Source organism: Synechococcus sp. CCY 9618 (assembly GCF_019038415.1).
In the GTDB taxonomy this organism is placed as follows: domain Bacteria; phylum Cyanobacteriota; class Cyanobacteriia; order PCC-6307; family Cyanobiaceae; genus Cyanobium.
In genome coordinates this window covers 15,723-39,460 of the sequence record NZ_JAFKRG010000040.1, presented here as the reverse complement: position 1 = coordinate 39,460, position 23,738 = coordinate 15,723, and the positions used below count along the sequence as shown (strand labels likewise).

Here is a 23,738-nt window from a genome sequence, read left to right as displayed (position 1 = left end):
GGCGTCCCTTGCAGAAAAAGACTGTAGCGATTTGACGAAAGTCGAGTCGGCGGCGGAGGATCGTGGTTTGGCAGTGAGATAGCGGGATGGCTGTTCCCAAGAAGAAGACCTCCAAAGGCAAGCGCAACCAGCGCCACGCCCACTGGAAGGCCAAGGCCGGGGACGCGGCCCGCAAGGCGATGTCGCTTGGAAAGGCGGTGCTGAGCGGGCGAGCCCAGGGCTTCGTCTACCCGATCGCCGAGGAGGCCGAGGCCGACGCCGAGACCTGAACCGGCAGGGGGTGGCAGCGTCGCTGTCCGTCCAGAATTCCCCCACCCTCCAGTTGCTCTTGCCGCTCCATCAGTGGGTCCTGGTAGAGAGCGGGCGGTAGGGAGTGGAGGCTGGAGCGCACCAGGGCCTCCAGTTGCTTCGCTCCCAGCCAGCCCCCTCCACGGCGGCGTTGCCGGGCTTCGGCCTGAAAGCGCCAGCGCCTGGGCAGGCTCCAGCGTTCCGGCCGCAGCAGCCACAGGCCGTCGCAGGCGCCCCAGACCGCCTCGTAGGCCTGCAGGTTCCGGTCCCAGCGAGGCAGCCACTCCAGCTCCAGGGGCGTGAGCTCCTCCAGCCCAACGCCGCTGCGCAGCCGCTCCTGCAGGGCCAACGGACCCAGGGACCGGCAGCCCATCAGCCAACCTTCCAGCACCAAGGCGTCCGCGGGGGCCTCGCTCCAGCCGGTCCGGTCCCCCTCCCCCCCGGCCAGGGTCTTGTCGAAATGGGGCAGTCGCAGCGGCCCCCCGGCCCGCCAGTCCTCCAGTGCCGTCAGCAGCAGGGGCAGGTCGTGGCTGCCGGGCGGCACCCGGCTGACCCCGAAGGGATTGCCGGCCAGGACCGCGTGCCGCTGGGCGGCCGGCAGATAGACATCGTCGATCGAGGCCACCGTTATCCTCAGGCCCCCCAGGGCGGCCAGCCTCTCCAGGACACGGCCCAGGCTGGTCTTGCCGGCTCCGACCGGCCCGTTCAGGGCCAGCAGGGGAGGCCTCGGGGTTGCAGGGTCCCGCAGGGCTCGCTCCAGGCGTCGCAGCATCGGCAACGCCACCGTCTGCAGCAGGCTGGGATGGAGCGGGGGAAGGTCCGTGGCATGCGCCAGCCGCTGTTCCCAGAGATCCCCCGCCGGTTCAGGTCCCAAGCTTGAAGGCCTCCAGCACGACGGAGTAGGTCGCGCCGATGCGCAGGTTGTCGAGGATCACCCAGGCCAGGGAGGGGTCGCCGACCACCAGCCGGCTGCGCAGCCGCACCATCACCTCCACCAGAAGCAGGAAGGCCAGCACCACGGCCGGCCGGCCGCCCGGTGCGGTGAACAGCAGCAGGCTGGTGAGGTTCTGGCCGGCGAAGAATCCGATCAGCAGGGCCAGGACCGACAGGCTGCCGGCCCGCCAGCTGCGCCGCACCTGGCCCGCCAGGGCGGAGCCCAGCCGGTTCAGCAGGCCCTGGAAGCGGGTGCGCTGCACGGGAAGGCGGGTCATGGTGAGTCCAGCAGGCGCTCCAGCCACGACAGCGTCACCTGGGGGCCGGGGCAAGGTGGTCCCCGGTGAACGACGATCTCGCCCCGCCGCTCCTCCAGGTTGTCGATCACGGCCCGGGCGGCAGCGAAGGCGGCAGCCGGATCGCTGCGGGTGGCGTCGCTGAGGCAGACAAGGCAGGGCAGCGAGGCCCCGCTGGCGGCCGCCAGGCCGGCCCGGGAATCCTCCAGCACCAGCACGGTCCGGGGAGCGAGGTCCAGCTGCTGCAGCGCCAGTCGGTAGGCCTCGGGGTTGGGTTTCTTGCGCTTCACGTCGTCGCCGCAGATCCGGAAGCCGAAGGCCCGGGTCACCGACTGCGGCGCACCCTCCAGCAGGGCCTCCACCGCACTGCGGCCGCTGGTGGTGACGATCCCCTGGCGCAGGCCCGCCGCCGCCGCCTCCCTCACCAGCCGCTCCACCCCCGGCCGCAGGGCCAGGCCGCCCTGCCGCACCAGCTCCCCATAGATCGCCTGCTTGTGCTCCTGCAGTTCCTCCACCCGCCGAGGATCAGGCTCCCGGCCTTCCATGCGGCGCAGGAAGGCGGTGATCCGTTCCCGCCCGCCGCTCACGGCCAGCAGGCGGCCATAGGTGGAGCGGTCCCATCGCCAGGGCAGACCGGCAGCCGCGAAGCAGCGGTTGAAGGCCACCCGGTGCCCTTCGAACTCCGTTTCGGCCAGGGTGCCGTCCACATCCCAGAGCAGGGCCGACAGGGCCACGGCCATCGGTCATCTCCTCGCTCCCGGGCGCAGGCTAGAGGGGTGCACGCCGCAGTCCCGCCCCCCACAATGCGAGGGCCCTGCCGACCACCCGTTGCTCCCTGCCCACGACGAGCGACGCTGGCTGCTGCCCTCCCCTCTGGGCACGGAATCCCCCGCCCCTTCAGAGGCTCCCGGCGTTGACCTGCCGGAGGAACTGCTGGCGCTGCTGCACCGCCGCGGCCAGGGGACGCCCGATGCCATCCGTGAGCTGCTCGACCCACCCGCCGCCCCGGATCCGGGGCCCCATTTCCCCGACCTGAGCGCCGCGGTCGAGCGGCTGGTGCAGGCCTGCGAGGGCCAGGAGACGGTCGCCATCTGCGGCGACTACGACGCCGACGGCATGACCAGCACCGCCCTGCTGGTGGGTGTGCTGCAGCGCCTCGGCGCCCGGCCCAGGGCCGCCATTCCGAGCCGCATGGAGGACGGCTACGGCCTCAACGCCGCCATGGTGGAGCGGCTGGCAGGCGATGGGGTCCGCCTGCTGATCACCGTGGACAACGGTGTGGCCGCCATCGAGGCGCTGGAGCGGGCGGAGGCCCTCGCCGTGGAGGTGATCCTCACCGACCACCACACCCTGCCGCCCCGGCTGCCGGCGCACCTGGCCCTGCTGCACCCTTCGGTCACCCCCGAGGGCTCTCCCTACCGCGGCCTGGCCGGGGTGGGGCTGGCCCACGTGCTGGCCACGGCCCTCTGCCGGCGGCTTCGGCACCGCCACGGGCTGGAGATTGCCCTGAACCTGTTCTGCATCGGCACCATCGCCGACATGGCGCCCCTTGCGGGGGTGAACCGGCGCTGGCTGCTCGATGGCCTGCCCCTGCTGGGCCACAGCCCCTTGCCCGGTCTGCAGGCTCTGCAGCAGCTGGCCGGACTGGAGAAGCAGCGGGTGGACGCCGAGGCTGTGGGGTTCCAGCTGGCCCCCCGGATCAATGCCGTGGGCCGTCTGGGGGATCCCCAGCTGGTGGTGGATCTGCTCACCACCGAGGATCCTGAGCGGGCCCTGGAGCTGGCCCGCTCCTGCGAAGCGCTCAACCGCCAGCGCCGCGAACTGTGCAGTGCCATCGAAGCGGAGGCCCTGGCCCTGCTGGAGGCCGACGGTCCCCAGCGGCCCGCCTTTCTGTTGCTGGCCCAGGGCCACTGGCACCACGGGGTGATCGGCATTGTCGCCTCCCGGCTTGTGGAGCGTTTCGGTCGTCCCGTGGCCCTGCTGGCTGGTGAAGGCGGCGGCCGGCTGCGGGCCTCGGTGCGGGCTCCGAAGGGGTTTGCTGTGGACGAAGCCCTGACGGCCTGTGCCGATCTGCTGGAGCGCCACGGCGGCCACCCAGCCGCCGGCGGCTTCACCGTCCGGGCCGAGAACGTCAGCGCCCTGCAGGAGCGGCTCGACGCCCGGGCCCGCGGCTGGCTGGAGGGGACGGGCGACGGCCTGGCGGTGGAGCCCGAGGCCCTGCTGCGGCTGGAGCGCATCGACCGGGCCTTCTGGCAGCAGCTGCAGCGGCTGGCGCCCTTCGGCATCGGCCATCCCACGCCCCTGTTCTGGAGCAGCCGCTGCCGGGTGGTGGAGCAGAAACTGCTGCGGGGCGGCCACCTGCAGCTGCTGCTTGCCCAGGGGGAGGCCCGGCTGCGGGCGATCGCCTGGCGCTGGCAGGGGCCCAGCCACTGGATCGGTGAGGTGGATGTGGCCTACCGGCTGCGCCGCGACGAATGGCAGGGGGTGGAGCGTCTCCAGCTGGAACTGGAGGCGATCCGCAGCAGCGGCGGCGATGGGGTGGTGCTGCAGCGGCGGGATCGCACCTACTGGTGCCGTCGTCAGGGCGACACCCTGGTGATCCGCAACGCCGCCGGCGAGGAGCTGCGTTCCGTCATCTCCGGCTCCCGGGGGGATCCCGATGGGGTGGATGGGGATGGCGTTGATCCTGGGGCGTCCCATCCCTACGTCCAGTCCCTGCTGCGGGATGCCGCCATGGCCCTGGGCATGGAGGGCCGATGAGTCTCCATCTCACCGGCTCGCGCCGCTCCCTGATCCTGCTGGTCCTGCTGGGGGGCCTGGTGGGCGCCGCCTGCTGGCCCCTCAACCGCATCGACCTGCTGCAGGACCGGCTGCTGTCGCTGCTTCCCGCGTTCCACGGCGGATCCTGGACGGGCGCCGGCCTGGTGCTGATCCTGGCGCCGACCCTGTTCATGCCGTTGCTGCTCTGGTTTCAGCACGGCCCCCTGCGCCGCGGCGTCGGCTCGGGCATCCCCCAGGTGATGCTCTGCCTGGAGAACCCGCATCGGGCCTCCAGACTGCTCACCGCCCCGCCCACCCTGGAGCGGGTGGGTCTCTGGGGGGCGGCGAGTCTGGCCCTCCTGCCCCTGGGCCGGGAGGGTCCGGTGGTCGAGCTGGGGGCGGCGGTCGGTCAGGCCGTGCTGCGTCGCTGGCCCGCCGTGCTGCGCCACACCAGCCATCGTCACCTGCTGGCGGGGGCGGCCGGGGCCGGCCTGGCCGGTGGCTTCAACACGCCATTGATGGGCATGCTGTTCGTGGTGGAGGAACTCACCCGCAGCTTCCAGGAACGGCTGGTGTGGCCCGCCCTGCTGATGGCCAGCGGTGCCGCCCTGGTGAGCAACCTGGGTGGCCAGCCGATGTTTGCCCTGGGGATCAACATCAGCCCCGTGTCGGAGACCGAACAGCTCCTCTGGGCCATCCCGATCGGCCTGGGCGGCGGTCTGCTGGGAGCCAGCTTCGCCCGGCTGCTGGTGCTGGCCACCCGCTGGCTGACCCCTCTGGCCCGCCTCCGGCCCCTGCAGGTGGGGCTGGCGGCAGGCCTCGGGCTGTCCCTGCTGGCCCTGATCACCGGCGGCGCCAGCGGCGGGGACGGGGAGCGGCTGATGGAAATGATCCTCAGGCAGGACGCAGACACAGCGATCAACTGGACCTGGCTCGGCGTGGTGGGCTCAAGGCTGATCGGGCCGGTGCTCGCCCTGTCGGCCGGGGTGCCCGGGGGGTTGATCGATCCGTCCTTCGCCCTTGGCGGGGTCTTCGGGGCCGGTGTGGTCCGGGCCTTGGCGGGCGATCCCCACCTGGGTCTGACCCTGGGAATGGCCGCCGGTCTGGCCGGGGCAACCCAGCTCCCGGTGATGACGATCGCCTTCGCCGTCCGCATGGCCGGGGACCAGCAGATGATGGCGGGGCTGGTGGCGACAGCGGCGATCGCCACCTATGTGGGCCAGAAGGTGCAGCAGCGGCCCGTGTACCACGCCCTGGCCGACCTCCTGGCGGCGGATCAGTCAGAGGGCGCCGCGGCGGTAGAAGAGGATGAAGATCACCGCCGGTCCGGCCAGGGTGATCAGGGCCAGGGCGCCGAAGTTGGAGATGAGATGGAAGTCGATACCCATGATGCGGCTGCCGGGGAAAGGGACGATCGGGATGGAGTGTAGGTCCGCTGTGGGGGGGTCGGCCCAGCTCCTGTGATCGGTTGTGATGGCGGGGGGTGTGAGTGAATGGAGAGGAACGCCGTCCCCCCCTTGCCCCGTTCCGAGCACTGGCAGTGCATCAGCGGCTGCGGTTCGTGCTGCCGCCTCGATCCGGCCCTGCGCGGCGACGCGATCGAGGCTCTCGATGCCGACCAGCGGCAGCGCTACCTCGCCATGGTGGGAGCTGACGGCTGGTGCATCCACTTCGACACGGGCTCCCGCCGTTGCCGCGTTTATGACGACCGGCCCGACTTCTGCCGGGTCGACCAGCTGGTGAACCTGTTCGGCCATCCCGGCGACGATCCCGATGTGCTGGCGATCGCCTCCTGCAAGCAGCAGATCCGTGCCGAGCTGGGCGGTCGTGACAAGGTGATGCACCGTTTCCTGCGCACGATCCGTCTTCAGCCATGAGCAGTGCGCCTGAGGCCCTGGAACCGTCGCCCCCCCAGCCGGCCCCCAGCGGCTGGGTCAGCGTCTTTCTCACCACGGCCACCACCGTCTTCCTGGCCGAACTGGGGGACAAGACCCAGCTGGCCGCCCTGCTGCTCTCGGCCCAGTCCGGTCAACCCGTGACCGTGTTCCTCGGGGCGTCCCTCGCCCTGATCTGCTCCAGCCTGGTGGGCGTGCTGCTGGGCCGCTGGCTCTCCACCGTCATGCCCGCCCATCAGCTGGAGCGGGCGGCTGGCCTGCTGATGGTCGCCCTGGGCCTGTGGCTCGGTCGCCAGGCCGTGCTGCATCTGGCGCCCCTCTCCCTGCCCAACCCCTGACCTCCATGCAGCTCGCCCTGCTCGCCTCCACCTTCGCCACCGTCTTCCTGGCGGAACTGGGCGACAAGACCCAGCTGGCCATCGTCAGCATCAGCGGCACCACCAGCCGCCCCGGGGCAGTGTTCGCCGGCAGTGCCTTCGCCCTGGTGCTGGCCAGCCTGGTGGGAGCGGCAGCGGGGGGATCGCTTTCGAGCGTGGTTCCCACCGACGCCCTCCAGCTGGCCGCCGCCGGCGGCTTTCTGATCATCGGCACCCGTCTGATCCTGCGCTCCCGGCAGGAGCCGGCGGTGGCCGAGGCAGGGGCATCGGGCGGTTCCCCCACCGTTGCCGGGGAGGCCGGCGAGACCACCGCTCCTTAGAGTCGCCGGGTTCCGTCCGTCGCGACGGTGTCCGCCCCACCCCCGCCACCGCGCTGCCCGTCCAGCGCCATCCTCTGCGCCACCCCCACCTGATGAAGTTCACGGTCGCCGATCTGCTCGATCACCTCTCCACGACCGACACGGTGGCCCTCGCCAAGCTGGAGAAGTCCCTGGGGCTCACCACCAAGGCCTGCAAGCAGCAACTGCGCATCGGCCTCGACGCCCTCGCGAGGCTCGGGTTGGTGGAGGAAGAAGGCGAGGGTCTCCGCTCGCTGGACTCCTCCGACCGGATCGCCGCCCGGCTGCGGTGCTCCAGCAAGGGCTTCTGCTTCGCTCTGCGGGAAGACGGCGGCGAGGACATCTACATCCGTGACCACCAGCTCAATCACGCCTGGAACGGCGACCGGGTCCTGGTCAAGATCACCCGGGAAGGGGGCCGTCGCCGGTCACCTGAGGGTGGTGTCCAGTGCATCCTGGAGCGCCACACCCCCAGCCTGCTGGCCCAGGTGGAACGCCAGGACGGACAGCTCGTGGCCGTTCCCCTCGATGACCGGCTGCTGACCACCGTGGCCCTGCCCGAATCGGATGCGACCCACCTGGAGCCGTCGGAAGAGGCGGTGGTGGAGGTGACGATCGACCGCTTCCCCGTCGCCCAGTTCGGTCCGACCGGCCATGTGGTCCGCAGTCTGCCGGTGCACGGCGGTGAGACCGCCGACACCGACCTGCTCCAGGCCAAGCATCGGTTGCATGAACGCCCCGCCTCCCCCCGGGCCACCCTGAAACAGCCGGTCGCCAAGGGCCGTGCGGATCTGACGGCCCTGCCGACCCTGATCTTCGACATCTGGGAGACCGCCGAAGCCCCGGTGCTGCCGGCCCTGTCCCTGGAGGAGCGGGAGGGGGGCTGGCGGCTGTGGGTGCACAGCCCCGCAGTGGCGGAGCGCATCGGCATGGGCAACAGCCTGGACACCTGGCTGCGGGAGCAGGGGGAGGCGATCTGTCTGGGTCGTCGCTGGCTGCCCCTGCTGCCGGCGGCTCTCACCAAGGCCTGCGGTCTGCGTGCCGGTGAATCCCAGAGCGCCCTGTCCGTCTGCCTCGACCTGGACGCCGCGGGGAGCCTGGAGCACTTTCGCTTCACGCTCAGCCAGATCACCCCTGACGCCAGGGTGGACCAGGCGGCGATGGCGGCCCTGGCCGAACGCAAGCCCAAGGCCCGCACCGTTCCTGCGGCCCTCAAACCGCTCAAGGCGCACCTGCCCCTGGTGGAGCAGCTGGTCCAGCTGAGCGGTCTGTTGCGCCAGCAACGGCTGGCGGCAGGGTCCATCGATCTCGACCTGCCGATGCCCGCCATCGACAGCCTGGGCGACCTGCGGATTCCCTCGCCGGATGCCGCCCACCAGGGCTGGCTGGTGGAACGGCCCACAGGCGATCCGGTGGCGATCCTGCGGGAGGCCGTGCTGGTGGCCCAGCGGGCCCTGGGACGCCATCTGCTGGCCCTGGAACTGCCGGCCCTCTACGCCGTGAATCCGGCGCCCGAGGCGAGTGAGATCAACGATGTGGCCAAGGCCGCACTGGCGCTGGAGATTCCCATGGAGCTCAGTGCCGACGGCAATGCCAGCGCCGCCGAACTGGCCGCCGCCTTCGCCGCCACCGACAGGGGCCGGCCCCTCCAGCAGCAGCTGCGGGAGGCCCTGTGCCCGGTCCAGCTCACCGCGACCGCCGGATCCAATGCCGTGGCGGGTGAGCCGACCGCCGTCGCCCCTTGGTGCTGTCCCGGCCTCCACTACGCCGACCTCTGGAACCAGCACCTGCTGGTGAGCCTGCTGGTCGATGGCAAGGACCGTCCCAGCGTGCGCCACAAGATCGGCGCCGACCTGGCCAGCGACACCTGCCACGGCACCACCGACTGGCCCCTGCTGACACCGGGTCAGCTGGCGCCCTACCAGCAGGCCCTGGAGCACGGTCTGGCCCAGCGCCTCAATGGCCGCAGCCGTTTCCTGCAGGAGTTCAAGGCCGACGCCCTGGCCCTGGCCCAGGCCCGGCACACCGAGCCCCTGGTGGGCCGCACCCTGCCCGGGGTGATCAGCGGCGTGCAGAGCTACGGTTTCTTCGTCGAGGTTCCCCCCTCCCAGGTGGAGGGTCTGGTGCACGTCAGTTCGCTCAAGGACGACTGGTACGAGTACCGCTCGAGGCAGAACCGGCTGGTGGGACGCAAGTTCCGTCGCACCTACATGGTGGGGGACAGGGTCGACGTGGAGATCCAGAAGGTGGATGCCCTGCGTCACCAGATCGACCTGGTGGTGCTCCAGCCAGAGAATTTTGACCAGGCCGGCGAGGATGACGGCTCCGGCGACGATGCTCCAGACAGCAGTGAAAGCCCGGCCCTGTCGGCGGCCGAGGGCTGAGCGAAAGGATGCCGTCACCGTCGCTTCCCGTGGTCCTGGCGGTGTCCGGTGCCTCCGCCCAGCCCCTGGCGGAACGGGCCCTGCAGCTGCTCCTGGAGGCCGATCTGCCGGTGGAGATGGTCACCAGCCGGGGAGCCATCGGTGTCTGGCAGGCGGAGATGGGGCTGCGGGTGCCCTCCGATCCCGAGGCCCAGGCGAGCTTCTGGCGCCAGCGCACCGGCTGCGCTTCCGGCCGGCTGATCTGTCACCGCTGGAACGATCAGGCCGCCGCGATCGCCAGCGGCAGCCATCTCACCCGCGGCATGGTCATCCTGCCGGCGAGCATGGGCACGGTCGGTCGTATCGCCTCCGGCGTGGCCCTCGATCTGATCGAACGGGCCGCGGACGTGCATCTCAAGGAGGGCCGGCCCTTGGTCATCGCCCCTCGGGAACTGCCCTGGAATCTGGTGCACCTGCGCAATCTCACCCGTCTGGCCGAAGCGGGGGCCCGCATCGCGCCGCCGGTGCCCGCCTGGTACCACCAGCCCAGCACGATCGGTGAGATGGTGGACTTCCTGGTGATCCGCGTCTTCGACACCCTCGGGCTCCAGCTGGGGTCCCTCAACCGCTGGCAGGGTCCCCCGGCCCGGTCCGCTTCGGACGGGGCCGCCATCCCCTGACCTCCCGGACCGTGCTGCACCGCCTGCTGCTGCTCCCCCTGCTCTCGCCGCTGCTGGTGACGCTGCTGGTGGCGGCCATCAATCTCCGTCCGTCCGTCAGGCTGCGCCTGCTCACCTGGCAGACCTCCCCGCTGCCGATCGGCCTGTGGATGGCGTTGGCGGCCGGCGGTGGCGCGGCCCTGAGCGGTGCTGCCACTGCCCTCGCCCTGCGCCAGGGGGCCCGGCTGCCGCGGCGCCGCACCGTCCGTCGCAGCGAGGTGTGGGACCCGCAGGCCTGGGAGCCCCCCCGGAGCGCTCGCGCCGAACCGGACCCCCCCCCCGTGAGCCCCGCCACGGCGGGTCCGAGCCGCGCCCCGGGGGATCCGACCCCCACCGTGTCGGTGCCGTTCCGGGTGCTGCATCGCCCTGCCCCGCAGGAGACGGTCCAGTCCCGTTCCTCTCCCCCACCGCCGCCAGCGTCCGTCAGCGGGCCGGGACAGGCCGTGGCCCACGAGGAAGGGGACTGGGGTGAGCCGGAGAGCGAGGAGTGGTGAGGGCCGTTTCCGTGAACACCTGCGCTCCACCGGCCCTGATTAAAGTTCCCCCACCATCGCGCCCCAGGGATCGCACCGGTGACCGAGACCCCCAGCAACGCTCCCGCCCCTGCCTCCGGCGCCAAACCTGCCGCCGCCAAGGCGAAGCCTCCGGCCCCGGAGGACAAGCCTTTCGCGGCCTTCATTCCGGAGGAGCTGTTGCCGGCTCTCAGCCGGGAGATCGAGACCTATGGAGGCCCCGCCCCCGAACTGGCCTTCGAGCAGGGCCCCATGCCCGTGGTGGGGGCCGACTGCTGGATGGTGCGCGGCAGCCTTCCCGGTGAGCGGCGCTTCTGGCTCTGCTTCACCGAGGCCGACATCAGCTCCGCCAAGACCATCGCCATCACTGAAGGGCGAGGAACGCCGAGCCTGCTGGAGTCGTTCATGATCGACGAGAGGAAGACGACGCTGCCCCTGCTGGTGTCACGGGTGGTGCAGCGGCTGAACGGCCAGAAGTGGCTGGGCCCCAACTGACCCAGACGGGCCGGCTCCTGCTGTTCAAACCCTTCGCTGGCTTCACATCCCGGCCCGGCGTTCGGATCGGTGCCTACGATGACTGCCGAGTTCTCTGAACGCCCGCGCGATGGTGCCTCCCGCCACCCAAGTCCCCACCGCCCCCCGGGTGGGCACCCCCGATGCCCCCGTCACCAAGGATCCGGTCAGGGACACGATCCTGACGCCGCGCTTCTACACCACGGATTTCGACGCCATGGCGGCGATGGATCTGCGGCCCAACGAGGCGGAGCTGGAGGCGATCTGCGAGGAGTTCCGCAAGGACTACAACCGCCACCACTTCGTCCGCGATGCCCAGTTCGAGGGTGCCGCCGACAAGCTTGATCCCGAGACCCGCCGGGTGTTCGTGGAGTTCCTGGAGCAGAGCTGCACGTCGGAATTCTCCGGTTTCCTGCTCTACAAGGAGCTCAGCCGCCGCATCAAGCAGCGCAACCCCCTGCTGGCCGAGTGCTTTGCCCACATGGCCCGCGACGAGGCCCGCCATGCCGGTTTCCTCAACAAGTCCATGGCCGATTTCGGGCTGCAGCTGGACCTGGGCTTCCTGACCGCCACCAAGGCCTATACCCACTTCCAGCCCAAATTCATCTTCTACGCCACCTACCTCTCCGAGAAGATCGGCTACTGGCGCTACATCGCCATTTATCGCCATCTGCAGAAGCACCCCGAGAGCAAGATCTTCCCGATCTTCAACTTCTTCGAGAACTGGTGCCAGGACGAAAACCGCCACGGCGATTTCTTTGATGCCCTCATGAAGGCCCAGCCGGACACGGTGCGCGGCTTCACGGCGCGTCTCTGGTGCCGTTTCTTCCTGCTGGCCGTGTTCGCCACCATGTACGTGCGAGATGTGGCCCGCAAGGAGTTCTACGAGGCCCTCGGCCTCGATGCCCGCGAGTACGACAAGTACGTGATCGCCAAGACCAACGAAACCTCGGCCCGGGTCTTCCCGGTCGTGCTCAACGTCGATCATCCCGAGTTCTACGAGCGGCTGGAGAAGCTGGTGCGGAACAACGCCGCCCTGGATCGGGCCGAGCGCTCCGGCGCTCCGGCACCGGTGCGGGCCCTGCGCAAGCTGCCCCACTGGATCGGCAACGGTGTCCAGATGGCCCGTCTCTTCCTGATGGCACCCATCCGCAGCGAGCGCTTCCAGCCCGCCGTGCGCTGAGCGGAACCGTCAGAATCCTGTCAGTTCTCCCGTTCACCACTTGGTCGTCTCCCCTCCCGCCGCCTCCGGCGCCGCGGATGCCGTGACAAAGTCCGCCTCCCCCGCCGCCCTGGGGGATCCGGCCTGGCGTTCCGTTCTCGAACCCCTGCTGGCCGGTGGCCGCTCGGCCGGGGCCGATCTTGTGGAGGTGTTCCTGGAACGCTCCGACCACCTCGGTCTCCTGGCCGAGCAGGACGCCATCACCAGCGTCAGCCCCTCCTTCGGGGCCGGGGCCGGCATCCGGGTGTTCCTGGGAGAGCGGGATGGTTTCGTCTCCACCAACGATCTGAGCCCTTCCGGGTTGCGCCTGGCCCTGGAGCAGGCCCTCGGCATGCTCGGGCTGCTGCTGCCGGCGCGGGCCGGCGGCTTTGATGGTCTGCCGAACCTGCGCGATTTCGCTGCCGCCAAGGATGGCTGGCTCCGGGCCTGTCCATCCCTCGGAGAGGCCACCGGCCGGCTGCTGGAAGGCACCGACCGGCTGCAGCGCCACGGCCAGCATCTGCAGGTGCGCCGCGGCAGCTATGCCCGCGACTGGCAGGAGGTGCTGGTGGCTGCCAGCGATGGCACCTTCGCCCGCGACGTGCGGTTGCACCAGTCGGTGGGCCTCAACGTCCTGGCGGCCGACGGTGACCACCGGGCCAGCCTCGGCCGGCGCTACGGCACCTCCGACAGCCCCGACGACCTGCGTCGCTGGGATGCGGAGGCCTCCGCCGCCGACGTCTGCGCCAGTGCGGCCACGATGCTGTACGCCGACTACGTGGAAGCGGGCCAGTTGCCGGTGGTGCTGGCCAACCGCTTCGGCGGCGTGATCTTCCATGAAGCCTGCGGCCACCTGCTGGAAACCACCCAGGTGGAGCGGGGCACCACCCCCTTCGCCGCGATGGTGGGCGAGCCCATTGCCCATGAGGCGCTCACCGCCGTCGATGAGGGCCTCACCGACGGGGCCTTCGGCTCCCTCTCCATGGATGACGAGGGCATGGAGCCCCAGCGCACGGTGCTGATCGAGAACGGCATCCTGCAGCGCTTCCTCAGCGACCGGGCCGGCGAGCGCCGCACCGGCCATGCCCGCACCGGCAGCGGCCGGCGCCAGAGCCACGCCTTCGCTGCCGCCAGCCGCATGCGCAACACCTACATCGCCGCCGGCCCCCACAGCCCCGAGGACTTGATCGCCTCGGTCGACAAGGGCCTCTACTGCAAATCGATGGGCGGCGGCAGCGTCGGACCCACCGGCCAGTTCAATTTCGCCGTCGAAGAGGGCTATCTGATCGAGAACGGAGCCCTCACCAGGCCCGTCAAGGGCGCCACCCTGATCGGCGATGCCAAGGAAGTGATGCCCCGCATCTCCATGTGCGCCAACGACCTGGAGCTGGCGGCGGGCTTCTGCGGCTCCGTCAGCGGCAGCATCTTCGTGACGGTGGGCCAGCCCCACATCAAGGTCGACAGCATCACCGTGGGGGGCCGTTGAGCATGGACACCACAACCACCGCCGCGGCCCCCTCCACTGGCGAAGCCGTGCTCGACGCAGAGGTCCTTCGCGGCCGCCTGGAGGCCCTCGCCGCCAGCGAAGGCGTGCGCCGCTGGGATCTGGGCGCCTCCTGCAGCACCGACACCTCCGTCCAGGTGGACCGGGGTGAAGCGAAGCAGATGAAAGGCGCCCAGCGCAGCGCCATCACCCTGCGGGTCTGGAACGAGGACGGCCTGGTGGGCATCACCAGCACCTCCGATCTCTCCGATGACGGCCTGGCCCGGGCCCTGGCCGGCGCCCGGGATGCCAGCGCCTACGGCAACGTCGATGAGGTTCCCGATTTCTCGCCCCTGGCCACCGCCCCTCTGCCGCAGCTGGACCAGCCCCTGAGCGCCCCACTCAGCATCCTCACCCTGCTCGACACCCTCAAGCAGGCTGAGCGCGATCTGCTGGGCCGCCATCCCGCCATCGGCACGGTCCCCTACAACGGCCTGGCCCAGCGCAGCAGCGACCGGCTTTACATCAACAGCAACGGGGCCTGCCGCCAGCAACGCCTCAGCACCGCTTCCCTCTACCTCTACGCCCGGGCCGAGGAGGCGGGCCGCAAGCCTCGCAGCGCCGGCGCCGTGCGCCTGGCCTACGGCGCCGCCGGCCTGGATGTGGCCGGCTGCGTGCAGGAGGCGGCCGAGCGCACCATCTCCCACCTCGACTACGCCCCCATCGTCACGGGCCGCTACACCTGCGTCTTCAGTCCCGAGGCCTTCCTCGACCTGATCGGCGCCTTCAGCAGCATGTTCAACGCCCGGGCCGTTCTCGATGGGGTCAGCCTCAGCCGCCGTGACTCCCTGGGCGAACAGCTGGCGGTTCCTTTTCTCTCCCTTGCGGACAACGGTCTCCATCCCGCCAATGTGGGGGCCTCGGCCTTCGACGGCGAAGGTACACCCACCCGCCGGCTCAGCCTGCTGGAGGGTGGCGTGCTGCGCCACTTCCTGCATTCGGAGGCCACCGCCCGGGCCTTCGGCGTCCCCCCCACCGGCCATGCGGGCATGGGGGCCAAGGTGTCGGTGGGTCCGGACTGGTTTGAAATCGGGCCCACCCCCGGCAGCGATGCTGGCGCCACCGGGCTCGACCGCTTCGGCAGCGGAACCCGGGGTGAGGATCGCGGCCTGGTGGTGATCGATTCCCTTTCGGCCCTCCACGCCGGCGTCAAGGCGAGCCAGGGCTCCTTCTCCCTGCCCTTTGACGGCTGGCTGGTGGAGGACGGCAGCCCCCGCTCCATCGAGGCGGCCACGGTGGCGGGCGACATCCGCACCGTCCTCAAGGGCATCGTCGGCTTCGAGGGTCCGGCCAAGGTCACCCCCGACGGGCTCTGCCCCCACGTGTGGGTGGAGGGCCTCTCGATCACCGGCGACGCTTGAGGATCCTCTTCTGGGGAACCCCCACCTACGCGGTGGCCAGCCTGGATGCCCTGGTGGAGGCGGGTCATGAGCTGGTGGGGGTGGTCAGCCAGCCGGACCGGCGCCGGGGCCGGGGTAAGGCCCTGGTGCCCTCGGCGGTGAAACAGCGGGCCCTGGAGCTGGGCCTGCCGGTGTTCACCCCCGAACGCATCCGACGGGACCCGGCCTGTCAGCAGGTCCTGGCCGCCCTGGGGGCAGAGCTGTATGCAGTGGTGGCCTTCGGCCAGATCCTGCCGCCGGAGGTGCTTGCCCAGCCCCCCCTGGGCTGCTGGAACGGCCATGGCTCCCTGCTGCCCCGCTGGCGCGGAGCGGCGCCGATTCAGTGGGCTCTGCTGGAAGGGGACACGGAGACCGGGGTGGGCATCATGGCGATGGAGGAGGGACTGGATACCGGGCCTGTGCTGCTGGAGCGAGCGCTCCCCATCCCCCTGCTGCAGAACGCCGTCCAGCTGGGCGAACGGCTGGCCCGACTCACCGGCGAACTGCTGGTGGAGGCCATGCCGAGGATCGCGGCGGCGGGCCCCGGCCCGGAGCCGGAACGGTTGACCCGCCTCGGGGTGCGGCCCCAGCCGGAGGCCGGCGCCACCTATGCCCGTCTGCTCACCAAGGCGGATACCCAGGTGACCTGGGACGCCCCTGCCCTTGCCATCCATCGCCGGGTGATGGGTCTCCACCCGGCGGCCGCCTGCGATTGGCGGGGGGAGCGGCTCAAATTACTGGCCACCGAACCCCTGGTGCACCGCCTGGCCGGGCAGCTCACGCCGGCGGGTGCCGCCCTGGCTGCCCGCTGGGCAGGCACCCAGGAGGCTGAACGGCCCCGGGAGGAGCCCGGCACGGTGCTCGAGGTGCTGGAGGGGGTGGGCCTGGTGATCGCCACAGGGGGGTGCCCGGTGCTGCTGCGCCAGGCCCAGTTGCCGGGTCGGCGTGGGAGCGAGGGCCAGGCCCTGATTCAGCAGCTGGGCCTGACCCCGGGCGATCAGATCAGCCTTAATACCTCCTGAGTGCCGCCCCCGACAAGAGGACTTAACGTTTTGTGTTATTGCTCCAATCTCAGGCCTGGATGTCTGGTCCAGGTATTAGACAGCATCCAGTGATCGGGGCGAATGTCATGGGGAGCGATCTTTCCTTTGTCAACAGCACGGGGTCCGGTTGTGAGATCTTCCGGGACACGTCCGGCTGTTATGTGGTGAGCCATCAACGGTCCCCTGGGCAGCGGGCCATGACTCCCACCCTGGCCGGCGCCTACGCGGCCTGCCACGGGTGGGAGCAGCGTGCCCAGGGCAGCGCCGCAACGGGCATCAAATGAATCCCAGCGCCTGAACCCCGGGGCGGATGCCGGCTCAGCCTGTGGCACCGCTGCCGGAGGTGAGGCCTTCGGGATGGCTCCGGTGGAGCTCGTGCAGCCCCTCGAGCTGGTTGTGCACCGCCACCAGCTGATCACGGATGTGGCGGCTGTTCTCAATGCGCTCCAGGGACAGGAGCATGCCCTCGATCTGGGCTTTGCAGTCGATCAGCACGCGGCACTGGGTGGATCCGGGTTCGTAGGGCATGACGGAAGGAAGCTGATCCTCAGTTCACCGTAGGGCGGCGCAGGAGGCTGTCACAACCACTGCTGTTCACCCCGCGCCACCCCGGCTTGCCGGGTTCAGCGTCCTCCCCGTCGCCGGCCCCGCTCGTGCCCCTGGCCCTGGCGGGGGCCCTGGCTGCGGCGGCCCCTGCCGCCGCTCAGGTCCAGGGGAGGAGCGGAGAGCACGGTGGGTTCGAAGCCCGGCACCTCCTGGCGGGGCAGGGGCGAGCCGATCACCCGCTCGATCGCCCGCAGCAGTTCGTGTTCCTCGGCGGCCACCAGGGAGATGGCATGGCCGTTCTGCCCCGCCCGCCCGGTGCGGCCGATGCGGTGCACGTAGTCCTCGGCCACGTTGGGCAGATCCAGGTTGACCACGTGGGGCAACTGGTGGATGTCGATGCCCCGGGCGGCGATGTCGGTGGCCACCAGCACCCGCACCTCGCCGCTCTTGAACTCCGCCAGCGCCCGGGTGCGGGCCCCCTGGCTCTTGTTGCCATGAATCGCGGCGGCTCCCAGACCTTCCCTGTGCAGACGCTCCGCCAGGCGGTTGGCTCCGTGCTTGGTGCGGGAGAACACCAGCACCTGGCGCCAGTCGTTGCTGCGGATCAGGTGACTGAGCAGGTCCCCCTTGCGGTCCATGTCGCAGGGATGGATCACCTGCTCCACCAGCGGAGCGGCCTGGTTCTCCGGGCTGGCCTGCAGCTGCACCGGCTGGTGCAGCAGGCCGGTGGCCAGGCGGCGGATCTCGGTGGAGAAGGTGGCCGAGAACAGCAGGTTCTGGCGCTTCGGCGGCAGCAGGGTGAGGATCCGGCGGATGTCGCGGATGAAGCCCATGTCCAACATCCGGTCGGCCTCGTCGAGCACCAGGATCTCCACCCGGTCGAGGCGCAGGGCGTTCTGCTGATGCAGGTCCATCAGCCGTCCGGGGGTGGCCACCAGGATGTCGGTGCCCCGTCGCAGGCGCTGCATCTGGGGGTTGGCGCTGACGCCGCCGAACACCACGTCGGAGCGCAGGTCAAGGTAGCGGCCGTAGGCGGTGACGCTTTCGGCCACTTGGGCGGCCAATTCCCTGGTGGGGGTGAGCACCAGGGCTCGCACCACCCCCGCGCGGGCATGGGGGCCGTGGCGCAGCCGTTCGAGCATCGGCAGGGTGAAGCCCGCCGTCTTGCCGGTGCCTGTCTGGGCGGCCGCCATCACGTCGTGGCCCTCCAGCACCGCTGGAATGCATTGCCGCTGAATCGGGGAAGGCGAGCTGTACCCCTTGGCGGCCACGGCCTTGAGGATCGGCTCCGACAGGCCCAGAAGGGCAAAATCCGTGGCCAGCCCGGCCACCGGAGGGTTCAGGCCCGTGGCGCTGCGGCTGGGGGTGAGCTGCGCACTGTCAGGAACGGCGGTGCCGTTGCCGCTGGTTCGGCGTCGGCTCGGGGTGGCCGGAGGCCTGGAGGAAGGAACGGCGATCGGGCGCGAGCTCAGTTGGACCCAACCTAGGGCCGGCCTCAGCGTGGATGGCGATGGCTGCAGCGGTCGCAGGGGCCTTCCGGCAGCACGGCGCAGCGCAGCAGGGGACTGCGGGCGTTGAAGCGGCACTGGGGGTCGCCGATCACCCAGCCTCCCTCCCACCAGAGGGCATCGGCAGGCTGCCGCTGCGGTTTCACCTGCAGCGCCACGGTCACCAGTTCGTAGCGTCCCTGCCGGAGCTGATAGCGATGGCGCCGCTGCAGCACCAGGTAGCTGTGCTCTCCCAGGGTGAGCCAGCGGCCGGGATGGGGAACATCGCCGGGTTCTTCGATGGCGATCGTGGTGATCAGCCGGTCGGAGTCGATCTGGCGCAGTTCGATCCGCATCGCCCGGGCCGCCTCAGGCTTCACCGCCGCTGCCCTGATCGCCCAGGGCGGCGGGTTGGGCCCGCAGGGAGAACCCCCAGGCGAACAGGGCGGCCACCACCAGCAGCAGTCCCCATTCGGGAACATCCAGGGCCGGCAGCACCAGCCGCAGCAGCAGCCTCAGGCCCACCAGACCCACGGCCAGATAGCCGGCGGTTTCCAGATGGGAGAACATCTCCAGCCAGCGAAGGAACAGCTCGGCCGTGAGGCGCAGGGCGATGATGCCGATCACGCCGCCTGCCATCACCAGCGGCAATCGGTCGGTGACCGCCACGGCCGCCGAGACACTGTCGAGGGAGAAGGCCAGGTCGGTGAGGGCCAGGGTGGCCACGATCGACGCCAGCGAGGCGCCCTGGTTGTGATCGTCATGGTGGCCGTGGGACCCCGGCGACTGACCCTGGGCCCCGGTCCCCAGGCCCTTCGCCTCGCTGGCTTCCTCTGCGTCGTCGGCCTCGTCCTGACCCAGCAGGTGCCGGCCGCAGAGCCACAGCAGATAGGCCGAGGCCAGCAGCTGCAGGGGCCAGAAATTGAGCACCCAGCTGGCCAGGGCGATCAGGCAGAGCCGGAAGATCAGGGCCAGCACCAGGCCGAGGTTGAGGGCCTGGCGCTGGCGCACCGGATCGTGCAGGCGGCGGGAGATCGCCGCCAGGGCGATGGCGTTGTCCGCCGACAGCACCGCCTCCAGCCCCACCAAAAGGGGCAACAGCAGCACCACCTCCCCCCACTGGTCCGCCTGCTGCAGCAGGGGCGTGAGGCTCTGCACCGATTCCACTTCCATCCCTTGGATTCGCCCGGCAGTGGTGCTGCCAAAGGGCCACTCTAGGAAGAGCGCCTGCCCGTCCAGCTTTTCCCATGCAACTTCAGGTCCGTCTCCTCGACTGCGATGGTGGCCGCCGGGTGGTGCTGGTCACGGCCCGGGAGGGGGAGCGCTTCCTGGGCAGTGCCCTGGGGGAAGCGGACAACGCCGAGGAGGCGGAGGACCGTGCCAGGGCCCGTCTTCTGGCCCGTCTGGGCCCGGCGGTTCCAGTCCCTGTGGGAACGCAGCCACCAGCCCCATTGCCGCCGCCGCCGGCACCTTCAGCGCCTCAGTCTCCTGGTGCGCTTCAGGCACCTTCGCAGGCTCCTGCCCCTGCTCCTGCTCCTGTTCCGGCCCCAGCCACCTCACCGCCGCCGGAGGAGGAACCCCAGGACTGGAGTGCGGAACTGACCCGGCTCGATCTGCAGGTCCGTCGGCTCGGCTGGGACCGGGAACGGGAGGCCCTCTATCTGCAGCGCTGCTTCGGCCACCCCAGCCGTGACCGCATCACCGCCTACGGGGATCTGATGGCCTATCTCCAGTTGCTCGAGGGATTCGAGGCGGGATGCGATCCCGCCACCGCACCGGTGCCCCTGCGCCGCAGCGACCTGCTGCGCCAGTGCGATCTGCTGCTCCAGCAGCTGGGCTGGGATGGCAGCCGTGGGCGCCGCTTCCTGGAGCAGCATCTGGGAGTGAGCAGCAGACAGCAGCTCAGGGATACGGACCTGCTGCGCTTCAACATGCTGCTGGAGGAGGAAACCCTGCAGGTGTCGCCCGGCGGGGCAGAGACCTGAAGCCGACCAAGGGGGTCCGGATCAATCCTTTCGCTCTTCTTCTTCCACGCTCAGCTGGTGGAAATAGTCGATGTCTGCGGGAAGACCCCGCGGGGGAGGCACCCTGAGACCGGGGCCCTCCTCCGCCTCCGCGCTGTCCTGCCGCATCGCCTGGGCGCGGGCCTCCATCTCCTCCTGCTCCTGAAGCTCCCGGTGCCGCCGCCTGCTCTCGAGCCGCTCCCGGCGGCGTTCGCCTCGCTGGGCCCAGTGGACGTCCCAGCGCATCTGATTTTCCCTCAACAGGGAGAGATCGGAGTTCCGGCGCTGGCTGCCGGCGGCGAAGGCCAGGCCGTAGATCACCGTGAGGATGAAGATGCGAAGGGTGCGCTGGACGATGGCCCAGAGGTTGGGATTCCAGGGGGAGGTGATGATCGCCGTGGAGCTCCTCACCGACTCATCCAGGCGCTCGACCAGCACCTTCTTGAGCTCGGGCAGCGACTGCGAGGTGCTTTCCGTCAGCCGGAGTCCCGGGCCCTGCAGGCTGGCGATCCTTTCCTGAAGGTCTGCCACGGAGCTGGCACCGTCGATGGCCCGGCGGAACTCCTCGGCCCGTTCGGTGGCCACCTTCAGGGCGCTGCTCTGGCTGCGGGCCACCAGATCGAAGCCCTGGACGGCGGAAGCGGTCTGCAGGGGCAGCAGCAGCACAAAACCGACCACGGCCGCGATGGCCCAGCGGGCCACGGCATCACGGCGCTCCTGAACCTGGACGTCGTCCGGCTCCAGATAGGCCACCAGATGGACCAGTCCAAGGCCCAGCAGGGCCAGAGGAGAACTGTCGAGGAGGGCGCTGATCAGGGTGACCAGCCAGGCCGGCTGCAGGATCGCCAGCGGCAGGATCGTGTTCAGCACCGTCACCCCATAGGTGACGAACAGGGCCAGGGCGATCAGGGAGAGGAAATCGGCGGTGTTGACCCGGCGCAGGCCGGGCTCCGGCTCATGCAGGTTCATAGGGGAGGCTTGGCAGGGAGGGACGACCTTCGCTGGGTCAGTCTGTTGCCGTGGGGCAGGGGCCGCTTGAGCAAGCAGGCGATCCGTGCTCCGGCCAGGATCCGGCTGGATGACCTGAAAGGAGCTGGGGAGAAAGTTGAAAAAAAGCTGAATGCAGCTTAATGCCTGCATGAACTGCGCTGATGAAGCAGAGAAGTCGTCGGAGCTCTCTCCTGCCCTCTGTCCTTCCCCGGGCCTTGGAAGCCCTTGTCCCTGGGGCGCGTCCGCACTGAGGCTTGCCGGCGCCCGGGCCCTCAGGGCAGATCAGTCCGCGAACCTCACTCTGTACTGGATCTCCACTGGCCGCCGCCGTGCTGGCCAACTCCAGCGTCAGCAATCCGGTGGCGGCTCTGCCTGGCAACGGAGGTGTGCTGGTGGTGGGGAAATGTCTCGTTCGCCTTGGATGTGGGCAACAGGGGCTGGCAACCCTGTGTTCCATAGGGATCTAAGCGTTCAGCAAGCCATCAGCAACAGTGCGCCGATTTTGGCTGTCATCAATAATCAATGGACCACCCAGGCCGCCTGGAGGCCATCAGACTTGCCAGCTAAACAAGTCGATCCATGGCAGTGCCGGCACCGCCGCCAACAACTGCAATGCGTCCAAAAGCCGCTGCTGCAACACCATCGGCACCCTGAGAAGCCAGAGGATCACGGGCCAGGGAGGGCTGAATGTCTTTCAGGTCGCAGTTGTTCAGAACAATCTTGCCATGACCATCAATGGCAGCGCCTATGACGACCTCGTCGTCAACCTGACCAGTGGTCGCTCGAGGAACCAATCCTGGACCCGTTAGGCGAACGTGCATCCTTCCCACATCCTCTTCACTAACAGCGCGACTGCCGGCATCGGCAATGTGTTTGAGGCCTTCGGAGGTTCCTGCACCTACGGCAGGGTTCTCGTCACCCATGGCGCGGCCGCGGCCTGAGCAACCTTGACAACCCCGGCCCCCTGATCGTGATTGAGAACGGCAAACCTCTCCAGTCCGTTCAAGGATCCAGGACTGCCGGGGCCCCGTTGAACCTCTCCTTGCTCAGGAAGGTCCGGGGCCGCTGCCCGCGGCAACAGCGCAATGGTCTCCGGCGGCTTTTGCCATCTGATTGCCCGGGGTGAGGGTGGCTTCAGGCCATTCCGGAGTTGGCCATCAGCCGTCAAAGGAATGCAGGAACCCCGCCGGGGGCTCCGGGGAAGGAACCATGAGCGTCTGCTGACAACCTGGCGAACTTGTCTTTCTGCAGCAATTCTGCTCCTGCCAGGCCCCAGAACCCCTCCGCTGCAGGGACTTTCTGGGACGGACCGGGGAGGTGGCTGAAGGGTGGAGGGACAACAGCCGTCGAGGCTGGTAAGATTCTGGGAAATGAGTGAGTTTTTGTGGTGAGCGCAGGGTCGAGCGCAATCCAGGTTCCGACCTCTCAAGAAGGTCAGGCCTGTGGCAGGTCCCATGACATCAGGCCCAGCTTGTCGTCTGATCGCTGGAGCACTTCTTTCGCTCTTGCTTGCGGCCTTGGTGGTTCCTTGATGATGGCACTGGCCACGACCCTCCCGGCAAGGGCGAATGAAGCGCAAGCCAATGGATTGAATCTGGGCTGCGCCGCGGGATTTGGATTGGTGAACATCACATCCTCATCCGTTGTATCCAGCTTGGGCACCAGCCCAAATTCACCAAACCAGATCAATGGCGGGAGTACGGCTTCCGTTCCACAAAGCTGCAGTGTGAGCACTCCTACGGTTGCCCAGCCGGGGAATGGAAATGTTCTTGTCGGGGGAAGTTCAAACATTAACGCTGGTTCTGTCACGGCGAACCAGATCTACAGGTCTGATTCAGCAACTGTCACGAATGGACCTGGAACGACCCAGATCGACAATGCTTGGACGACCAAAGCTCAAGCCGATGCCTTAAGCGTAGCTAGCTATATATCAGGAATTAATGCGACCAATTGTACTGCTCTTACTTCTTGCAGTTACAAAACTATCAATCTGACTGGCGCGCTTAATATTGGTGGAGCCCTACCGCTAACTGGTGGAATCAATTTTTACAATGTTTCCAGTGTAAGCAATAATGTTGATCTTAACTTTCAAGGTTCAGCAAGAGAATATTATGTCTTTAACATGCCCTCGACTCTGAACCTTTCTAATACGGACTGGAGTATACAAGGAGATGTGGATCCATCCAAGATCATTTTCAATTTCGCCCAACCAGGGTCAAATCTCGCCCTGTCCGGATCTGATGTTTTTGGTACTTTTCTCTTGACGGGTGGGGGTACGGCAACACTTAATCGAAGCGCGAATGATAATCCTTCCAGAATCACGGGGTCGCTGATCGTTATCAACAACGGGTCTGCCATTACTTTTGGAAGCAGCAACGGTAAAAATCAAGTTAATGCTGTTATCAATGGCAAGCCCCTCAATCCCACACTCCTTCGCAGAGTTCCGGTTCCTGGCCCTGTTCCCTTACTTGGTGGAGCGGCCGCTTTTGGATGGAGCCGGCGACTGCGCAGACGCTTGAAGCAGTCGAAGCAATCGCTTCTTGCTTGACACA

Annotated in this window: 26 protein-coding genes and 1 pseudogene; 17 read left to right on the top strand and 10 right to left on the bottom strand. The window is 68.8% G+C overall.

The features are described from left to right. Positions 1 to 86 precede the first annotated feature (86 nt). On the top strand, positions 87 to 269 hold the full coding sequence (rpmF, locus tag KUG41_RS09390; protein WP_216903504.1) for a 50S ribosomal protein L32: 183 nt from the start codon (positions 87 to 89) through the stop codon (positions 267 to 269). Here rpmF and KUG41_RS09385 read toward each other — a convergent pair. The 3 genes from KUG41_RS09385 to KUG41_RS09375 are packed head-to-tail and all read right to left on the bottom strand — an operon-like array spanning position 227 to position 2,257. Beyond that, positions 227 to 1,162, bottom strand: coding sequence for a phosphoribulokinase (locus KUG41_RS09385; RefSeq protein WP_216903502.1), 936 nt, complete (start codon positions 1,160 to 1,162; stop codon positions 227 to 229). The two genes, rpmF and KUG41_RS09385, sit on opposite strands and share 43 nt — an antisense overlap. Beyond that, positions 1,152 to 1,499 carry a DUF565 domain-containing protein gene (locus tag KUG41_RS09380; protein ID WP_216903501.1) on the bottom strand — a complete coding sequence of 116 codons (348 nt, stop codon included), beginning with the start codon at positions 1,497 to 1,499 and terminating at the stop codon, positions 1,152 to 1,154. The genes KUG41_RS09385 and KUG41_RS09380 overlap by 11 nt, the downstream gene beginning before the upstream one ends. Next, complete coding sequence (locus KUG41_RS09375) at positions 1,496 to 2,257, bottom strand: HAD-IA family hydrolase (protein ID WP_216903499.1); 762 nt, start codon at positions 2,255 to 2,257, stop codon at positions 1,496 to 1,498. The genes KUG41_RS09380 and KUG41_RS09375 overlap by 4 nt, the downstream gene beginning before the upstream one ends. 88 nt (positions 2,258 to 2,345) lie before the next feature. On the opposite strand from KUG41_RS09375, the gene recJ reads away from it, so the two are divergent. Both recJ and KUG41_RS09365 read left to right on the top strand, forming a co-directional pair. Continuing rightward, a complete protein-coding gene (gene recJ, locus KUG41_RS09370) occupies positions 2,346 to 4,277 on the top strand; it encodes a single-stranded-DNA-specific exonuclease RecJ (RefSeq protein WP_216903497.1) in 1,932 nt (643 codons plus the stop codon). After that, positions 4,274 to 5,707 (top strand): chloride channel protein, encoded by a 1,434-nt coding sequence (locus tag KUG41_RS09365; RefSeq protein WP_371734099.1) that lies wholly within the window; start codon positions 4,274 to 4,276, stop codon positions 5,705 to 5,707. The genes recJ and KUG41_RS09365 overlap by 4 nt, the downstream gene beginning before the upstream one ends. On the opposite strand, the pseudogene KUG41_RS16125 reads toward KUG41_RS09365, so the two are convergent. Then, a pseudogene (locus KUG41_RS16125) lies at positions 5,606 to 5,812 on the bottom strand (hypothetical protein); the annotation flags it as partial. The gene KUG41_RS09365 and the pseudogene KUG41_RS16125 sit on opposite strands and share 102 nt — an antisense overlap. On the opposite strand from KUG41_RS16125, the gene KUG41_RS09355 reads away from it, so the two are divergent. The 12 genes from KUG41_RS09355 to KUG41_RS09300 all read left to right on the top strand — a co-directional run bounded on the left by KUG41_RS09355 (position 5,771) and on the right by KUG41_RS09300 (position 16,444). Beyond that, a complete protein-coding gene (locus KUG41_RS09355; RefSeq protein ID WP_216903495.1) occupies positions 5,771 to 6,154 on the top strand; it encodes a YkgJ family cysteine cluster protein in 384 nt (127 codons plus the stop codon). The pseudogene KUG41_RS16125 and the gene KUG41_RS09355 sit on opposite strands and share 42 nt — an antisense overlap. Continuing rightward, positions 6,151 to 6,510, top strand: a complete 360-nt coding sequence (locus tag KUG41_RS09350) for a TMEM165/GDT1 family protein (RefSeq protein WP_216903493.1) — start codon at positions 6,151 to 6,153, stop codon at positions 6,508 to 6,510. Before KUG41_RS09355 ends, KUG41_RS09350 begins: the two co-directional genes overlap by 4 nt. A gap of 5 nt (positions 6,511 to 6,515) precedes the next feature. After that, complete coding sequence (locus tag KUG41_RS09345) at positions 6,516 to 6,869, top strand: TMEM165/GDT1 family protein (protein WP_254217066.1); 354 nt, start codon at positions 6,516 to 6,518, stop codon at positions 6,867 to 6,869. A gap of 92 nt (positions 6,870 to 6,961) precedes the next feature. Next, positions 6,962 to 9,271 (top strand): RNB domain-containing ribonuclease, encoded by a 2,310-nt coding sequence (locus KUG41_RS09340; RefSeq protein ID WP_216903492.1) that lies wholly within the window; start codon positions 6,962 to 6,964, stop codon positions 9,269 to 9,271. A gap of 8 nt (positions 9,272 to 9,279) precedes the next feature. Next, positions 9,280 to 9,930 carry a flavin prenyltransferase UbiX gene (locus KUG41_RS09335; RefSeq protein ID WP_216903490.1) on the top strand — a complete coding sequence of 217 codons (651 nt, stop codon included), beginning with the start codon at positions 9,280 to 9,282 and terminating at the stop codon, positions 9,928 to 9,930. Between the two features lie 11 nt (positions 9,931 to 9,941). Continuing rightward, a complete protein-coding gene (locus KUG41_RS09330) occupies positions 9,942 to 10,463 on the top strand; it encodes a hypothetical protein (RefSeq protein WP_216903488.1) in 522 nt (173 codons plus the stop codon). A gap of 78 nt (positions 10,464 to 10,541) precedes the next feature. Then, on the top strand, positions 10,542 to 10,976 hold the full coding sequence (locus KUG41_RS09325) for a DUF2996 domain-containing protein (RefSeq protein WP_216903487.1): 435 nt from the start codon (positions 10,542 to 10,544) through the stop codon (positions 10,974 to 10,976). A gap of 109 nt (positions 10,977 to 11,085) precedes the next feature. Continuing rightward, the gene (gene acsF / locus KUG41_RS09320) at positions 11,086 to 12,177 is read left to right on the top strand and encodes a magnesium-protoporphyrin IX monomethyl ester (oxidative) cyclase (RefSeq protein ID WP_216903485.1); all 1,092 of its coding nucleotides are present in this window, start codon (positions 11,086 to 11,088) and stop codon (positions 12,175 to 12,177) included. A gap of 82 nt (positions 12,178 to 12,259) precedes the next feature. Then, complete coding sequence (locus KUG41_RS09315) at positions 12,260 to 13,681, top strand: TldD/PmbA family protein (RefSeq protein ID WP_216903645.1); 1,422 nt, start codon at positions 12,260 to 12,262, stop codon at positions 13,679 to 13,681. 2 nt (positions 13,682 to 13,683) lie between these two features. After that, positions 13,684 to 15,099, top strand: coding sequence for a TldD/PmbA family protein (locus KUG41_RS09310; protein ID WP_216903483.1), 1,416 nt, complete (start codon positions 13,684 to 13,686; stop codon positions 15,097 to 15,099). Beyond that, positions 15,096 to 16,139 carry a methionyl-tRNA formyltransferase gene (fmt, locus tag KUG41_RS09305; protein ID WP_216903481.1) on the top strand — a complete coding sequence of 348 codons (1,044 nt, stop codon included), beginning with the start codon at positions 15,096 to 15,098 and terminating at the stop codon, positions 16,137 to 16,139. The genes KUG41_RS09310 and fmt overlap by 4 nt, the downstream gene beginning before the upstream one ends. Positions 16,140 to 16,246: 107 nt before the next feature. Further along, positions 16,247 to 16,444, top strand: a complete 198-nt coding sequence (locus KUG41_RS09300; RefSeq protein WP_216903479.1) for a hypothetical protein — start codon at positions 16,247 to 16,249, stop codon at positions 16,442 to 16,444. 34 nt (positions 16,445 to 16,478) lie between these two features. Here the strand turns inward: KUG41_RS09300 and KUG41_RS09295 are convergent, their stop codons facing one another. From KUG41_RS09295 to KUG41_RS09280, 4 genes are all read right to left on the bottom strand, one after another. Next, positions 16,479 to 16,688, bottom strand: a complete 210-nt coding sequence (locus KUG41_RS09295) for a hypothetical protein (protein ID WP_216903477.1) — start codon at positions 16,686 to 16,688, stop codon at positions 16,479 to 16,481. Positions 16,689 to 16,783: 95 nt separating this feature from the next. Beyond that, on the bottom strand, positions 16,784 to 18,037 hold the full coding sequence (locus tag KUG41_RS09290) for a DEAD/DEAH box helicase (RefSeq protein ID WP_216903475.1): 1,254 nt from the start codon (positions 18,035 to 18,037) through the stop codon (positions 16,784 to 16,786). A gap of 164 nt (positions 18,038 to 18,201) precedes the next feature. Further along, on the bottom strand, positions 18,202 to 18,549 hold the full coding sequence (locus tag KUG41_RS09285; RefSeq protein WP_216903643.1) for a DUF6464 family protein: 348 nt from the start codon (positions 18,547 to 18,549) through the stop codon (positions 18,202 to 18,204). Positions 18,550 to 18,562: 13 nt separating this feature from the next. Further along, entirely contained in the window at positions 18,563 to 19,366 is an 804-nt protein-coding gene (locus KUG41_RS09280; protein WP_216903473.1) for a TerC family protein, read from the bottom strand. A gap of 74 nt (positions 19,367 to 19,440) precedes the next feature. Here KUG41_RS09280 and KUG41_RS09275 point away from each other — a divergent pair, with 74 nt between their 5' ends. Beyond that, positions 19,441 to 20,178: a hypothetical protein gene (locus KUG41_RS09275; protein WP_216903471.1), complete on the top strand. Its 738-nt coding sequence runs from the start codon at positions 19,441 to 19,443 to the stop codon at positions 20,176 to 20,178. Between the two features lie 21 nt (positions 20,179 to 20,199). Here KUG41_RS09275 and KUG41_RS09270 read toward each other — a convergent pair whose 3' ends face one another. Continuing rightward, positions 20,200 to 21,165: a hypothetical protein gene (locus tag KUG41_RS09270; RefSeq protein WP_216903469.1), complete on the bottom strand. Its 966-nt coding sequence runs from the start codon at positions 21,163 to 21,165 to the stop codon at positions 20,200 to 20,202. A gap of 584 nt (positions 21,166 to 21,749) precedes the next feature. Beyond that, the gene (locus KUG41_RS09265) at positions 21,750 to 22,109 is read right to left on the bottom strand and encodes a hypothetical protein (protein WP_216903467.1); all 360 of its coding nucleotides are present in this window, start codon (positions 22,107 to 22,109) and stop codon (positions 21,750 to 21,752) included. A 611-nt stretch (positions 22,110 to 22,720) separates the two neighbouring features. Between KUG41_RS09265 and KUG41_RS09260 the strand changes: the two genes are divergently transcribed. After that, complete coding sequence (locus KUG41_RS09260; protein ID WP_216903465.1) at positions 22,721 to 23,734, top strand: hypothetical protein; 1,014 nt, start codon at positions 22,721 to 22,723, stop codon at positions 23,732 to 23,734. The last annotated feature ends 4 nt before the right edge of the window (positions 23,735 to 23,738 follow it).

What these genes read in the sequence shown, in the direction of transcription:
- acsF (WP_216903485.1), top strand. Translation starts at nt 11,086, where the DNA reads ATGGTGCCTCCCGCCACCCAAGTCCCCACCGCCCCCCGGGTGGGCACC.
- KUG41_RS09295 (WP_216903477.1), bottom strand. Translation starts at nt 16,688, where the DNA reads ATGCCCTACGAACCCGGATCCACCCAGTGCCGCGTGCTGATCGACTGC.
- KUG41_RS09285 (WP_216903643.1), bottom strand. Translation starts at nt 18,549, where the DNA reads ATGCGGATCGAACTGCGCCAGATCGACTCCGACCGGCTGATCACCACG.
- KUG41_RS09335 (WP_216903490.1), top strand. Translation starts at nt 9,280, where the DNA reads ATGCCGTCACCGTCGCTTCCCGTGGTCCTGGCGGTGTCCGGTGCCTCC.
- KUG41_RS09380 (WP_216903501.1), bottom strand. Translation starts at nt 1,499, where the DNA reads ATGACCCGCCTTCCCGTGCAGCGCACCCGCTTCCAGGGCCTGCTGAAC.
- KUG41_RS09270 (WP_216903469.1), bottom strand. Translation starts at nt 21,165, where the DNA reads ATGAACCTGCATGAGCCGGAGCCCGGCCTGCGCCGGGTCAACACCGCC.
- KUG41_RS09365 (WP_371734099.1), top strand. Translation starts at nt 4,274, where the DNA reads ATGAGTCTCCATCTCACCGGCTCGCGCCGCTCCCTGATCCTGCTGGTC.
- KUG41_RS09260 (WP_216903465.1), top strand. Translation starts at nt 22,721, where the DNA reads ATGGCACTGGCCACGACCCTCCCGGCAAGGGCGAATGAAGCGCAAGCC.
- KUG41_RS09340 (WP_216903492.1), top strand. Translation starts at nt 6,962, where the DNA reads ATGAAGTTCACGGTCGCCGATCTGCTCGATCACCTCTCCACGACCGAC.
- KUG41_RS09300 (WP_216903479.1), top strand. Translation starts at nt 16,247, where the DNA reads ATGGGGAGCGATCTTTCCTTTGTCAACAGCACGGGGTCCGGTTGTGAG.
- KUG41_RS09275 (WP_216903471.1), top strand. Translation starts at nt 19,441, where the DNA reads ATGCAACTTCAGGTCCGTCTCCTCGACTGCGATGGTGGCCGCCGGGTG.
- KUG41_RS09350 (WP_216903493.1), top strand. Translation starts at nt 6,151, where the DNA reads ATGAGCAGTGCGCCTGAGGCCCTGGAACCGTCGCCCCCCCAGCCGGCC.
- KUG41_RS09375 (WP_216903499.1), bottom strand. Translation starts at nt 2,257, where the DNA reads ATGGCCGTGGCCCTGTCGGCCCTGCTCTGGGATGTGGACGGCACCCTG.
- KUG41_RS09265 (WP_216903467.1), bottom strand. Translation starts at nt 22,109, where the DNA reads ATGGGTGACGAGAACCCTGCCGTAGGTGCAGGAACCTCCGAAGGCCTC.
- KUG41_RS09355 (WP_216903495.1), top strand. Translation starts at nt 5,771, where the DNA reads ATGGAGAGGAACGCCGTCCCCCCCTTGCCCCGTTCCGAGCACTGGCAG.
- rpmF (WP_216903504.1), top strand. Translation starts at nt 87, where the DNA reads ATGGCTGTTCCCAAGAAGAAGACCTCCAAAGGCAAGCGCAACCAGCGC.
- KUG41_RS09345 (WP_254217066.1), top strand. Translation starts at nt 6,516, where the DNA reads ATGCAGCTCGCCCTGCTCGCCTCCACCTTCGCCACCGTCTTCCTGGCG.
- KUG41_RS09310 (WP_216903483.1), top strand. Translation starts at nt 13,684, where the DNA reads ATGGACACCACAACCACCGCCGCGGCCCCCTCCACTGGCGAAGCCGTG.
- KUG41_RS09280 (WP_216903473.1), bottom strand. Translation starts at nt 19,366, where the DNA reads ATGGAAGTGGAATCGGTGCAGAGCCTCACGCCCCTGCTGCAGCAGGCG.